The sequence below is a fragment of the Kitasatospora sp. NPDC056184 genome, assembly GCF_042268405.1.
Taxonomy (GTDB): Bacteria; Actinomycetota; Actinomycetes; order Streptomycetales; family Streptomycetaceae; genus Kitasatospora.
Genome location: NZ_JBHJUI010000004.1, coordinates 425,321 through 438,554, shown reverse-complemented (window position 1 = coordinate 438,554; position 13,234 = coordinate 425,321). Strand labels below are relative to the sequence as shown.

Sequence of the window (13,234 nt, the reverse complement as noted above, 5' to 3'; positions counted from 1 at the left end):
GGTCCACCGGAGGGAGTGGCGATGCCCAGGCCGAACCACCGGGTCGCGCTCGCCCTGGTGCTCCTGCTCGCGTGGACACTGGCCGCGTGCGGGAGCGGCGGGGGCTCCGGGGGCGGCGGACCGGTCGTCCTCGACTGGTACAACTTCCCCGACGACTCGGGCGCGCTCCAGCAGGCCGCCGACACCTGCGGCCGCGACTCCGGCGGGCGCTGGTCCATCCGCTACAACAAGCTGCCCCGCACCGCCGACGGCCAGCGCCAGCAGCTGGTGCGCCGGCTGGCCGCGCACGACACCGGCGTCGACATCATGGGCCTGGACGTCACCTGGACACCGGAGTTCGCGGAGGCCGGCTGGGTGCGCGAGTGGACCGGTCCGCTGCGCGAGAGGGCGAGCGAGGACACCCTGGCGGCCGCGCTGCAGACCGCCACCTGGAAGGACCGGCTGTACGCCGTCCCGTACAACTCCAACACCCAGCTGCTCTGGTACCGCGACGACCTGGTGCCCGCCGCGCCCGCCACCTGGGACGAGATGCTGCGGGCCGCGCGCCGGCTCGCCGAGCAGGACAAGCCGCACTTCGTCGAGGTGCAGGGCGCCCAGTACGAGGGGCTGACGGTCTGGTTCAACACCCTGGTCACCAGCGCGGGCGGCTCGATCCTCACCCCCGACGCGACGGCGCCCTCGCTGGGCGAGCCGGCCGTCACCGCCGCGCGGGTGATCCGGGACCTCGCCACCTCCCCCGCCGCCGATCCCTCGCTGTCCAACCAGAGGGAGGACGAGAACCGGCTGGCGATGGAGTCCGGCACCGCCGCCTTCGAGCTCAACTACCCCTTCGTCTATCCGTCGATGAAGGAGAACAAGCCCGAGCTGTTCCCCCACTTCCGCTGGGCGCCCTACCCCTCGGTCGTCCCCGGACGGCCCGCGACGGTGACCATCGGCGGCATCGACCTCGCCGTCGGGGGCTACTCCCGGTACCCGGACGCCGCCCAGGAGGCCGTCCTGTGCCTGCGCAACCGCGACAACCAGCTGACCAACGCGCTCAAGGGCGGCCTGCCGCCGTCGCTGCGCAGCCTGTACACCGCCGCCGAACTCACCGCGAGCTACCCGTTCGCGGCGGACGTGCTGCGAGCCCTCGACTCGGCCTCGGTGCGGCCGCAGACACCCGCCTACCAGAACGTCTCGATCGCCGTCGCGCACGCCCTCTCCCCGCCGTCGGCGGTGGACCCGGAGCGCACCGTGGCCGACCTGTCCGGGCAGATCAGGGACGCGCTCGGCTCGAAGGGGTTGATTCCATGACCGCGACCGGAACGCGGCCCCCGGCGGCGCGGGCCGGCCGGCCCTCCGAGGGCTCCCGGCAGGAGCGCCGGCTCGGCTGGCTGCTGTGCGCCCCCGCCGTGCTGGTGATGCTCCTGGTGACGGCCTATCCGGTCGGCTACGCCGTCTACCTCTCCTTCCAGCGCTACGACCTGCGCTTCCCGGACCGCTCCGCGTTCGTCGGCTTCGCCAACTACGGCGCCGTGCTGTCCTCGCCGTACTGGTGGCAGGCGCTCTGGGTGACGGTGCTGATCACCGTCGTCTCGGTGGCGGTCGAGCTGGTGCTGGGCCTGGCGCTGGCGCTGGTGATGCACCGGGCGGTGGTCGGGCGGGGCCTGGTGCGGACGGCGGTGCTCGTGCCCTACGGCATCGTCACCGTGGTGGCCGCCTACTCCTGGCAGTACGCCTGGACGCCCGGCACCGGGTACCTGGCGGCGCTGCTGCCCGAGGACAGCGCGCCGCTCACCGAGCACTGGCCGGCGATCGGCCTGATCGTGCTGGCCGAGGTCTGGAAGACCACGCCGTTCATGGCGCTGCTCCTGCTGGCGGGCCTGGCGCTGGTGCCGGCCGAGACGGTGCGGGCCGCGATGGTCGACGGCGCCGGCTTCGGGCAGCGCCTGCGGCTGGTGGTCCTGCCGCTGATGAAGCCGGCCATCCTGGTGGCGCTGCTGTTCCGGACCCTGGACGCGTTCCGGATCTTCGACAACATCTACGTGCTGACCGGCGGCGCCAACGACACCGGCTCGGTGTCGATCCTCGGCTACGACAACCTCTTCACCGCGCTCAACCTGGGCATCGGCTCGGCGATCTCGGTGCTGGTGTTCCTCTGCGTGGCGGCGATCGCCCTGGTCTTCGTCAAGGTCTTCGGCGCCGCGGCGCCCGGCGGTTCGGCGGAGCACCGGTGACCGCCCGGCAGGCCCGGGCCGGGGCGGGCTGGGGCGTGGTCAACCTGGTGGTGGTGCTGTACGCGCTGTTCCCGGTCTGGTGGATCGCCGCGCTGTCCTTCAAGGACCCGGCCACCCTGACCGACGGCAACTTCGTGCCGCGCAGCTGGACGCTGGAGAACTACCGCGGCATCTTCCACACCTCGGAGTTCACCCGGGCCCTGGTCAACTCGATCGGCATCGCGGTGATCGCCACCACGGTCGCGGTGGTGCTCGCCACCATGGCGGCGTACGCGGTGGCCCGGCTGCGCTTCCCCGGCAAGCGGCTGCTGATCGGGATGTCGCTGCTGATCGCGATGTTCCCGCCGATCTCGCTGGTCTCGCCGCTGTTCGAGATCGAGCGGGCGCTGGGGATCTTCGACACCTGGGCGGGGCTGATCATCCCTTACATGACCTTCTCGCTGCCGCTGGCGATCTACACCCTCTCGGCGTTCTTCCGGGAGATCCCGTGGGAGCTGGAGAAGGCCGCCAAGGTGGACGGCGCGACGCCCGCCCAGGCGTTCCGGCTGGTGATCGCCCCGCTGGCGGCGCCGGGCGTGTTCACCACCGCCATCCTGGTCTTCATCTTCTGCTGGAACGACTTCCTCTTCGCGATCTCGCTGACCTCCACGGACGCCGCGCGCACCGTGCCCGCCGCGATCGCCTTCTTCACCGGCAGCTCCCAGTTCCAGCAGCCGACCGGCTCGATCGCCGCCGCGGCCGTGGTGATCACGGTGCCGATCGTGCTGTTCGTGCTGTTCTTCCAACGCCGCATCGTGGCCGGCCTGACCGCCGGCGCAGTGAAGGGATGACGCGGACCGATGGCGGAGATCGTCCTCGACGGCATCAGCAAGCGCTACCCCGACGGCTCGGTGGCCGTCCACGACCTCGATCTGACGGTCGCCGACGGCGAGTTCGTCATCCTGGTCGGCCCCTCGGGCTGCGGGAAGTCCACCACCCTGAACATGATCGCGGGCCTGGAGGACATCACCGGCGGCACCCTGCGGATCGGCGGGCAGGTGGTCAACGACCGGGCGCCCAAGGACCGCGACATCGCCATGGTGTTCCAGAGCTACGCGCTCTACCCGCACATGACGGTCCGTCAGAACATGGGTTTCGCGCTGCGGCTGGCGAAGACCGACAAGGCGGTGGTCGCCGCCAAGGTGGAGGAGGCGGCCCGGATCCTCGACCTCACCGAGCACCTGGACCGCCGGCCCGCCAACCTCTCCGGCGGGCAGCGCCAGCGCGTGGCGATGGGCCGGGCGATCGTCCGCGACCCCAAGGCGTTCCTGATGGACGAGCCGCTGTCCAACCTGGACGCCAAGCTGCGGGTGCAGATGCGCACCCAGATCTCCCGGCTGCAGCGGCGCCTGGGCACCACCACCGTCTACGTCACCCACGACCAGGTCGAGGCGATGACGCTGGGCGACCGGGTGGTGGTGCTGCGCGCGGGCCTGGTCCAGCAGGTCGGCCCGCCGCAACGGCTGTACGACGAGCCGGCCAACCTGTTCGTCGCCGGGTTCATCGGCTCACCCGGCATGAACCTGCTGCACGGCCGGCTGGAGGAGGGCCTGGTGCGCACCGCGCTCGGCGACCTGCCGCTGGGCGACCGGCTGCGCCGGCGGCTCACGGCGGCGGACGCGCCGCGCGAGGTGGTGGTCGGCATCCGCCCCGAGCACTTCGAGGACGCCGCGCTGCTGGAGCACCCGGTGGGCGGCGCGACCGTCACGGTCGGGATCGAGGTCCTGGAGTCGGTGGGCTCGGACGTGTTCGCGCACTTCACCGTGGAGGGCGACGCGGTCTCCGGCGGCGGTCTGGAGGAGATCGGCGCGCGGCGGGCGGAGACGGGCGCCGGGGCGCCCGGCCGGGAGGTGGTGGCCCGGATCGGCACCGCCACCCGGGCGGCCGAGGGCGCCCCGCTGGAGCTGTGGATCGACACCGGGCGGTTGCACGTCTTCGACCCGGCCACCGGGGCCGCGCTGAGCGGCGAAGCGGGAAGAGCGGACGGTTAGGACGCGGAGAAAGGGGCAGGCGGGGGCCGAACGCCTCCTCGCCTCCGCTGGACGTGCCGTGCCGGACGGTTCGGGCGATCATGGGGGAACGCGCCTCGAAAGGTGGAATGCGATGTTCCAGCTCCTGTGGATTCTGCTCATCGGCTTCGTGCTCGGCGTGATCGCCAAACTGATCCTGCGCGGCCCGCAGTCGATCCCGTGGTGGCTGACCATGCTGCTCGGCGCCGGCGGGGCCTGGCTGGGGAACGCGGTCTCCGGCTGGATCGGCGTCCGGAACACCTCCGGGATCGACTGGATCCGCCATCTGCTCCAGATCGGCTTCGCCGTCCTCCTGGTGGCCGTCGTCGCCCCCGCCTGGAGCTCCCGCCGGACCAGATGAGGATCGGGGCGGATGACGCCCGGACCGGAGGGTGGTCCGGCGCGACGGCGTCCGGGGCGGCGCGGCTAGACTCGCACGGCCGTACCACGGCGGCCGCGGTGACGACGGCGGCCGGAGCACTGGACGACCGTCCGACCCTGCGCGGGTGCCGATGACCGCGCCGGCCAGCGGGCGCCGAACTCGCGAGGGAACAGAAGATGGTCGAGGCCTCCCCGAAGGTCGTTGTGGTCGTGCCCACCTACAACGAACGGGAGAACCTGCCGGTCCTCGCCGGACTGCTGGCCGACCTCGACCTGCCGAACCTGCACCTGCTGGTGGTCGACGACAACTCGCCCGACGGCACCGGGGAGGTCGCCGACAAGCTGGCCGCCGGGTCCGGCGACCGGGTACGGGTGCTGCACCGCACCGAGAAGGACGGCCTCGGCCGGGCCTACGTCGCCGGCATGACCCGGGCCCTGGAGGACGGCGCCGACGTGGTCGTGCAGATGGACGCCGACCTCTCCCACCCCGCCGCCGTCCTGCCGCTCATGGTGACGACCCTGCTCGCCGACGACACGGCCGTGGTGCTCGGCTCCCGCTACGTGCCGGGCGGATCGACCGCCGCGGAGTGGCCGTGGCACCGCAAGGCGCTCTCCTCCTGGGCCAACTTCTACGTGAACACCATCCTGAGCCTGGGCGTGCGGGACGCCACCGCCGGCTACAAGGCCTGGCGCGCGGAGACCCTGCGGGCGATCGACCTGCCGTCGGTGCACAGCAACGGGTACTCCTTCCAGGTCGAGCTGAACCACCGGGTGGTGCGGCGCGGACTCACCATCAAGGAAGTGCCGATCCGCTTCGAGGAGCGGGTCGAGGGCGCCTCGAAGATGAGCCTCGGGGTGCAGGTGGAGTCGGCGCTCGCGCCGTGGAAGCTGCTGCGCGAGGGGCGCCGCGGCAAGCCGTAGCGACAAGGAGGTCCGCGTGGCCCTGGCGCCCGACCGGGCCGTCGCCCTGCTGCGGCGCGCCGCCCGTGAACCCTTCGCCGTGCAGACCGCCCGGGCGACCGTCGCCGCGACGCTCTCCTACGTGGTGGCGACCTGGCTCAGCAGCGAGCCCGCCCCGCTGACCGCGCCGCTCACCGCGCTGCTGGTCGTCCAGGTCACCGTCTACTCGACGCTCACCACCAGCATCCGCCGGGTCAACTCGGTGGTGGTCGGCGTGCTGATCGCGATCGGCTTCAGCACCGTCGTCGGGCTCTCCTGGTGGAGCCTCGGACTGATCATCCTGGCCTCGCTGGTGATCGGCCGGTTCGTCCGGGTGGACGAGTTCGTCCAGGAGGTCGCGATCAGCGCGATGCTGATCCTCGGCGTCACCCAGGTGACCTCCCGGGCCTGGGACCGGGTGCTGGAGACGCTGATCGGCGCGACCGTCGGCCTGCTGTTCAACCTGGTCTTCGCGCCACCGGTCTGGGTGGACACCGCCGGCCAGTCGATCGAGGACCTCTCCCGCCGGGCCCGGCACCTGCTCCTCGACCTCTCCGACCAGCTGGGCCGGCCGACCCCCGTCGCGGACGCCGCCGAGCGCCTGCACGAGGCCCGCCGCCTCGACCAGGCGATCGCCGACGTGGACGCCGCGCTGCGCCAGGCCGAGGACAGCCTCCGGTTCAACCCCCGGATCAGCGAGGGGCTGCTCTCCCGGCTGGTGCTGCGCACCGGGCTGGACACCCTGGAGATCTGCGTGGTGGTGATCCGGGTGATCTCCCGCACGCTGACCGACCTCGCCAAGCGGCGCGCGCCCGGGGAGCCGCTGGTCGCCCCGGCGCTGGCGGTGGCGATGGAGGAACTGCTCGCGCACGTCGGCGGCGCGCTGGTGAGCTTCGCCGTCCTGGTCACCACCCAGGTCAGCCTGAACGCCGAGGAGGCCGAGGAACGGCTCACCGCCGAGCTGGCCGCCGCCTGGGCGAGCCGGGAGAACGTCGCCCGGCTGCTGCTGGAGCAGGTGCGGGCGGACCCGGACGCCTGGCACCTGCTCGGCTCGCTGCTGACCGAGGTCGACCGGATCCTCGACGAGCTGGACCTGGAGCACCGCTCGCGGCGGCTGATGGAGGAGCTGGACCGGGCGTCGGTGGCGAGCCGGGAGCGGTTCTCCCGGCTCGGCCGACTGCGCCGGTGGGTGCGCGGCGACCGTCCGGGCTTCGGCCGGGCGCGGCGCGGGCGCAAGCGGGCCCGGCAGGCCTGAGCCGGGCGGCGCCCCGTCCGGCACGGGCCTCAGGGCATCGACCAGGGGTCCTGCGGGAGCGGGTGGCCGGTTTCCAGGTAGGTCTTCAGATTGGACAGCACCGCCGACCAGCCCGCCTCGGCGTCCGCGCGCTCGGCCTCGTCGGCCAGGTTGTCGTGGGTGACGGTCAGCCGGGTGAGGTCCTGGTGGGAGCGCAGCTCGAAGGTCACCACGGACGGGCCGGCCGCCGGCTCCTGCCCCGGGCCGGACCAGGTGGTGACCAGCCGGTTCGGCCGGTCGGCCGCCTCCACCGTGCCGAACGCGTCCGCCACGCCGGAGCCGTCCGCGCGCTGGTGCTCCCAGCGGGCGCCCGGCTGCCAGGTGGAGACGTTGCGGTGGCCCCAGTAGAGGCCGGACTCGTCCGGGTTGGTGAGCGCGTGCCAGACCCGCTGCGGGGTGGCGTGCAGATAGGAGATGTGGCGGTAGGCGGGGACGGCCACGCGCTCACCCCTCCGCCGCGTCGAGCAGCTGCCGGATGTCGATCCGGCGCATGGACAGCATGGCCCTGGTCACCCGGGCGGCCTTGTCGCGGTCCGGGTCGGAGACCAGGTCGATCAGGACGCGCGGGGTGATCTGCCAGGACAGGCCCCAGCGGTCCTTCAGCCAGCCGCACTGGCTCTCCTGTCCGCCGCCCTCCAGCAGCGCCGCCCAGAGCCGGTCCACCTCCGCCTGGTCGTCGCACTGCACCTGGAGCGAGACGGCCTCGGTGAACGGGAAGATCGGGCCGCCGTTGAGGGCGACGAAGGGGCGGCCGTCGAGCTCGAAGGCGACGGTCAGCACGGCGCCGGGGGTACCGGGGCCCGCCTCGGTGTAGTGGGTGGTGCCGGTGATCCGCGAGTTCGGGATGACCGAGGTGTAGTGGCGGACGGCCTCCTCGGCCTGGTCGTCGTACCAGAGGCATGGGGTGATCTGCTGCATGGAGCCGACGGTAGCGGCGGGCCCCGGCCGGGCGGCCGCGCCACGGCCGGGGGTCACCGATTCGGCGCCCCCGGCCGCGGCGCGTACCGCGGCGGGTGAGGGCTCAGTGCACCCAGCCCGCGTAGCGGCGGGTGAAGCGCTGGCCGGTGGCGGCGGTGACCACCACGTCGTAGCGGCCCTGCTTGTCCAGCGGCCAGGCGAGGTTGGTCTGCTTGCCGGGCCGCACCCGGACGGTCTGCGCGGTGCCCGCGAAGTCGTGCGGCGCGACGGAGAAGCAGACGTCGGTCATGCCGTCGTTGACCAGCTGGAGGGTGAGCCGGCCCGAGCCGGCGAGGTCGGCGGTGACGATCGGGATGCCGATGTCGTTCTGGCCCTCGGGCTGCCGGGCGCCGCCCTTGCCGTCCCCGCCGAGGCCGTCGCGGACCACGGTGCCGGCGAAGCGGCGGACGAAGCCGTCGGGGCCGTGCACGGTGAAGTCGTAGCGGCCGTTGGTCGCCGCGGCCTCCCAGACGTACGTCGCCGAGGCGCCGGGCGCCACCGTGAACGGCGTGCCCGCGAAGGGCAACGCGATGTTCGGGTAGACCGTGTACGGGAAGGCGACGCTTCCGTCGTTGCTCATCGTGCAGGTGACCCGGCCGGTGCGCCGGTCCACCTCGGCCTCGGCCCAGGGCTGGTAGGGCAGACGGCGGTGCGGACGGTCGCCGCGCTCCTGGACGGGCATCGACTGGGCGCCGGCGGCCGGGAGTTGGACGCCCGGCAGCTTCGTCCCGGCGTCGGCCCGGGCCATCAGGGCGTTGGTGTCCGGGAGTCGCGGGATCGACGGGTCGGGCGCAGCGAAGTCGAAGCAGCTGGTGAGGTCGCCGCAGACGGCGCGGCGCCAGGCGGAGATGTTGGGCTCGGCGACGCCGGTGACCTGCTCCATGAAGCGCAGCACCGAGGTGTGGTCGAAGACCTGGGAGTTGACCCAGCCGCCGCGCGACCAGGGCGAGACGACCCACAGCGGCACGCGGTTGCCGAGGCCGATGGCGCGGCCGTGGGTGAACTCCTCCGGCGTGCCCGGCTCGGGGGTCGGCGGCACCATGTGGTCGAAGTAGCCGTCGTTCTCGTCGTACATCACCAGGAAGACGGTGTGCCGCCAGACGTCCGGGTTGGACATCAGCGACTGCAGGGCCTGGTTCACCCAGTGCGCGCCGTACGCCGGGCCGGCCTCCGGGTGCTCGGAGAACAGGTAGGGGGCGACCAGCCAGGAGATGGTCGGCAGGGTGCCGTCCTTGCAGTGCGCGTCGAAGGCCGCCGGGTCGAACTTCGTCATCGCGTTGAGGTACCGCGGGTCGTCCTTCGGGAATGCGTGGAACTGCTTGAAGTACGACAGGGCGTTGTCGTCGTAGTCGCCGGTGCGGTCGTCCTTGCTGGGGTTGTGGTAGACCCGCCAGCTCACCCCGGCCTGCTGGAGGCGCTCGGCGTAGGTGGTCCAGTCGGCGACGGGGTTGTCGGTGACGGGCGTGTTGTCGATCCACGGGCCGGTGGTGCCGTCGCGGCCGGGGCCGGCGGTGCCGGTCCACAGGTAGAGCCGGTTGGGGTCGGTCGGGCCGGCGAGCGAGGTGAAGTAGGCGTCGCAGAGGGTGAACGCGTCGGCCAGCGCGTACTGGTAGGGGATGTCCTCGCGGGTGAAGTAGCCCATGGTGCGCTCGCCCTTGGCGGCGATCCACTTGTTCATCGCGCCGCCGTTGATGGCCTGGTGGCCGGTGGCCCAGTCGTGCGGCAGGCCGCCGGCGTTCTGCGCGTTGTACTTCGAGGTGTCCATCCGGTACGGCAGCATCGCGCCGCCGTCGCCGCGGCCCGGGTCGGGCTGGCGGAACACGTCGGTGCCGTCGGGGAACTGCAGCGCCTGCTTGTCACCGAAGCCGCGTACGCCGCCGAGGGTGCCGAAGTAGTGGTCGAAGCTGCGGTTCTCCTGCATCAGCACCACGACGTGCTTGACGTCCTTGATAGTGCCGGTGAGCCGGCCCGGGGCGGGGGCGGCCTGTGCCGGGGTGCCGGGCAGGCCGGTCAGGGCGGCGGCGCCGGCGGCCGCGGTGGCGCCGACGAAGGTGCGGCGGGAAAGGTCGGACATCGCGAACTGGCCTTTCAGAGCTGGAAGGTGGCGACCGCGGCGGCGGTGTCGGACGGCCACTGGTTGGCGGCGAGGGCGGCCGGGTCGGCCTCGGTGGCCGGCCAGTCGGCGACCAGGGTGTGCGCCTCGACCAGCTTCAGCCGGCCGCGGTAGAGCACGTAGTCGATCCGGTCCTGCGGCTCGGCCTGGCCGGTGGCGCGCTGCTTGCGGGTCGGCGACCAGGTGATGCCCGGCGCCTTGACCGGGTCCCGGTTCTCCTCGCGGAAGGTGTCGGTGAGCCCGGCGGCCTGGAGCACCGTGGTGACCGGCCAGGCGAGCGCGCCGATGCCGGCGTGCGCGGCGGCGGTGGCGGCCGTCCAGTCGAGGTGGGACGGCGAGGCGAGGGCGCCGGCCAGCACCACCGGGAGGCCCGCGGCGGCGTCGGCCTGGACGGCGGCGGCCAGCGCCCTGGCCTGCCGGACCCGAACGGAGGCGTTCTCGGCGGCGGTGATCTGCGCGGCGCTGCGCCCGTCCTGGGCGGCGTACGGGCCGTAGTCGGCCTCGTCGAGGTGCGCGCTCCAGACCCGGACGGAGCGGCCGCCCGGCAGCTGGACGGTCGCCCCGGCGGCCGGCAGGTCGGCCGTCGGCGCGGTGACGGCGGTCAGCGGGTAGCGGCTGAGGATGCCGACGCCACCGGCGCTCTGGTGGGCGTGCCAGCCGAGGGCCTCGGCCAGCGCCCGGGCCGCCGTGCCGGCCGTCTCCTGGAGCGCCAGCACGTCCAGGCCCTGGGCCAGGACGACGCGCAGCTGCTTCTCGACCGCGTCGGTGAACGCGGCGCCCGCCTCGGCGAGGTTCCAGCTCGCCACCTTGAGGCGCGGCGCGGCGGCGGGGTCGGCGATCGGGAGCAGCACGGTGACGGTGTCCGCGGCGCCGGTGCTGTCCTTGACCCCGACGACCAGCACCTCCGGGTCGCGCGGCGCCCTGCCGGCCGGCACGGTGCCGGTGACGGTGCCGTCGGCGGCGACCGCGAGCCAGGCCGGGCCGGAGACCTTGCGGAAGGCCGCGCTGCCCGCCGGGTTCCCGGCGGGGCGGGCCCAGAGGCCGCCGAGCTCGACGGTGACGGGCGCGCCGGGGGCCGCCGGGGTGGCGGTGAAGGCGTCCACGACGGCGTGCGGGCGGACCACGGCGGGCTTGGGGCGGAAGGTGAAGGGCTCGGTCCTGGCGAGGACGCCGTAGCCGTCCTTGGCGAGCAGGTACGCCGTGTACGGGCCGCCGGTGAGGGCGGAGGTGTCGAGCTGGACGTCGCCCGCGGCGGCCGCCGTGTACTTCCAGAGCAGCGAGCTGCCGTTGCCGGGCTGGCGGTCGCCGTCGTAGACGCCGACCCAGTTCTTCGGGTCGGGGGCGTCGGTGGTCCAGTGGAAGGTGAGGCGGTCGCCTTCGGAGGGGCTGGTCGACGAGGCGAGGGTCAGGGTGCTGCCGGTGGCCACGGATGTCCTGTCCGCCGCTCGGGCGCCGGGCCGTCGGGGGGTACCGGACCGGGGCCGTCGCGGCTGCTGACGGAGGCTGGGAGGATCGGCCCCATCGACAGTTGGCTGTACAACTGTGGGGCCGGGCCCATTCATCCGAAGGTCAGCGACCGGGATGTGAACGAAACATGACGCAATGTCGGGCGGTTCGGGAACTGTGCTGTCCGGGGTCGGCGGAGGGCGCCGGTCGGTCCGGGGCGCGGTTCAGTCCGGGGCGCGGGCGGATCGGCTCGGTCCGGGGCGCGGGCGGATCGGCTCGGTCCGGGGCGCGGGCGGATCGGCTCGGTCCGGAGTGCGGGCGGATCGGCTCAGTCCAGGCCGCGGGCGGCGCGCAGGCGATCGGAGAGCGCCGTCGGGTCGACGAGCGGGTCCGGGTAGCCGGCCGGGCGCTCGTCCAGCAGCCACGGCCGGTGCACCGCCCGTCCGGGGACGTGGGCCAGCTCAGGGACCCAGCGGCGGACGTAGGCGCCGTCCGGGTCGAGCCGGTCGGCCTGCGCCAGCGGGTTGAGCACCCGGTTCGGCCGGGTGTCCGTCCCGGTGCCCGCCACCCACTGCCAGTTGAGCTGGTTGTTGGCGAGGTCCCCGTCCACCAGGAGCCGCAGGAAGTGGCGCGCGCCGATCCGCCAGTCCCGGTAGAGGGTCTTGGCGAGGAAGGAGGCGGTGACCAGCCGGGCCCGGTTGTGCATCCAGCCCTCGTGGGCGAGCTGGCGCATGCCCGCGTCGACCAGCGGGAAGCCGGTGCGCCCGGCCCGCCAGGCCGCGCACTCCTCGTCGTCCTCCGGCAGCCAGTGGTCGCCGCGGTCGCGGTAGGCCTGCCGGGCGGCCTGCGGGCGGGCGGCGAGCACCTGGTGGTGGAAGTCGCGCCAGGCCAGCTGCCGGACGAACGCCTCGGCGCCGTCGCCGCCGCGCCGGTGCGCCTCGGCCGCCAGTTCGGCGGCGGAGAGGCAGCCGAAGTGCAGGTACGGCGAGAGGCGCGAGGTGCCGTCGGCCGCGAGGTCGTCGTGCAGCTCGGCGTAGCGGTCCAGGTCGTAGCTCCCCCAGAGCCGGCGGCCGGCCCGCTCGCCGCCCGGCGGGAGCGCGGGCGACTCCGGTCGTGCGGCGGGGACGGGCTCGCCCGCGATGCCCTCCGGGGTGCGCAGGTCCTTCGGCGGGCGGTGGACGGTCCGGCGGGGCGCCTGGGACCAGGCGCGGTGGTACGGGGTGAAGACGGCGTAGTGGTCCTTGCCCGCGGGGGTCACCGCGCCGGGGACGACGGCGGTGAGCGAGCCGTCGTGGACGTGCAGGCGGTCGCCGAGCGCGGCGCGCAGCGCCTGCTCGCGGCGGTGGGCGAAGGCGCTCACACCGGCGGCGACGTGCACCGAGGCGGCGTCCAGCTCGGCGGCCAGCCGGGCGGTGACGGGGGCGGCGGGTCCGCGGCGCAGCACCAGGCGGCCGCCGAGCGGGCGCAGGGAGGCGTCCAGGTCGGTCAGGCAGTCGGCGAGGAAGGCGGCGCGGTTCGGCGCGGCGAAGCCGGTGGCGGCGACGTCGGGGTCCAGGACGAAGAGCGGGACGACCGCGTCGGCGGCGGCGCGGGCGGCGTGCAGCACGGGGTTGTCGTGCACGCGGAGGTCCTGGGTGAGGAGGGCGATGGCGAGGCTCATGAGGGCACGAGCCTCGCACGGCCGGGGGTGGTGCGGGGTGCGGCACACGGACGGCGGGGGCGCGCGCCGCGGGGGGGCGCGCCCCCCCCCGGGGGGGGGGGGGGGGGGGGGCCCGGGGGGGGGGGGGGCCCGCCGGGGGGGTTGCCACGGGCCGGCGCCGGGGACGGCCCGGGCCGGGCG

The 13,234-nt window shown here is 74.0% G+C and carries 12 protein-coding genes; 7 read left to right on the top strand and 5 right to left on the bottom strand.

Annotated elements, in window-relative coordinates; genetic code table 11:
- The first annotated feature begins 21 nt into the window (after positions 1-21).
- The 7 genes from ACFC0B_RS11890 (at position 22) to ACFC0B_RS11860 (ending at position 6,839) form a co-directional block, all read left to right on the top strand.
- A complete protein-coding gene (locus ACFC0B_RS11890) occupies positions 22-1,293 on the top strand; it encodes an ABC transporter substrate-binding protein (RefSeq protein WP_376085063.1) in 1,272 nt (423 codons plus the stop codon).
- Positions 1,290-2,216 carry a carbohydrate ABC transporter permease gene (locus tag ACFC0B_RS11885; RefSeq protein WP_376085061.1) on the top strand — a complete coding sequence of 309 codons (927 nt, stop codon included), beginning with the start codon at positions 1,290-1,292 and terminating at the stop codon, positions 2,214-2,216. Before ACFC0B_RS11890 ends, ACFC0B_RS11885 begins: the two co-directional genes overlap by 4 nt.
- Positions 2,213-3,046 carry a carbohydrate ABC transporter permease gene (locus ACFC0B_RS11880; protein WP_376085059.1) on the top strand — a complete coding sequence of 278 codons (834 nt, stop codon included), beginning with the start codon at positions 2,213-2,215 and terminating at the stop codon, positions 3,044-3,046. Before ACFC0B_RS11885 ends, ACFC0B_RS11880 begins: the two co-directional genes overlap by 4 nt.
- A gap of 9 nt (positions 3,047-3,055) precedes the next feature.
- A complete protein-coding gene (locus ACFC0B_RS11875) occupies positions 3,056-4,246 on the top strand; it encodes an ABC transporter ATP-binding protein (protein WP_376085057.1) in 1,191 nt (396 codons plus the stop codon).
- Positions 4,247-4,358: 112 nt separating this feature from the next.
- A complete protein-coding gene (locus tag ACFC0B_RS11870) occupies positions 4,359-4,625 on the top strand; it encodes a GlsB/YeaQ/YmgE family stress response membrane protein (RefSeq protein ID WP_376085055.1) in 267 nt (88 codons plus the stop codon).
- Between the two features lie 197 nt (positions 4,626-4,822).
- Entirely contained in the window at positions 4,823-5,566 is a 744-nt protein-coding gene (locus ACFC0B_RS11865) for a polyprenol monophosphomannose synthase (RefSeq protein ID WP_376085053.1), read from the top strand.
- 16 nt (positions 5,567-5,582) lie between these two features.
- Positions 5,583-6,839, top strand: a complete 1,257-nt coding sequence (locus ACFC0B_RS11860; protein WP_376085051.1) for an aromatic acid exporter family protein — start codon at positions 5,583-5,585, stop codon at positions 6,837-6,839.
- A 29-nt stretch (positions 6,840-6,868) separates the two neighbouring features.
- Here ACFC0B_RS11860 and ACFC0B_RS11855 read toward each other — a convergent pair whose 3' ends face one another.
- The 5 genes from ACFC0B_RS11855 to ACFC0B_RS11835 form a co-directional block, all read right to left on the bottom strand.
- Positions 6,869-7,318 carry an SRPBCC family protein gene (locus tag ACFC0B_RS11855; RefSeq protein WP_376085049.1) on the bottom strand — a complete coding sequence of 150 codons (450 nt, stop codon included), beginning with the start codon at positions 7,316-7,318 and terminating at the stop codon, positions 6,869-6,871.
- A 4-nt stretch (positions 7,319-7,322) separates the two neighbouring features.
- Positions 7,323-7,796 (bottom strand): VOC family protein, encoded by a 474-nt coding sequence (locus ACFC0B_RS11850; protein ID WP_376085048.1) that lies wholly within the window; start codon positions 7,794-7,796, stop codon positions 7,323-7,325.
- A gap of 103 nt (positions 7,797-7,899) precedes the next feature.
- A complete protein-coding gene (locus ACFC0B_RS11845; protein WP_376085046.1) occupies positions 7,900-9,909 on the bottom strand; it encodes a phosphocholine-specific phospholipase C in 2,010 nt (669 codons plus the stop codon).
- 14 nt (positions 9,910-9,923) lie between these two features.
- The gene (locus ACFC0B_RS11840; protein WP_376085044.1) at positions 9,924-11,375 is read right to left on the bottom strand and encodes an endonuclease/exonuclease/phosphatase family protein; all 1,452 of its coding nucleotides are present in this window, start codon (positions 11,373-11,375) and stop codon (positions 9,924-9,926) included.
- Positions 11,376-11,722: 347 nt separating this feature from the next.
- Positions 11,723-13,054: a cryptochrome/photolyase family protein gene (locus ACFC0B_RS11835; protein ID WP_376085042.1), complete on the bottom strand. Its 1,332-nt coding sequence runs from the start codon at positions 13,052-13,054 to the stop codon at positions 11,723-11,725.
- Positions 13,055-13,234: the final 180 nt, after the last annotated feature.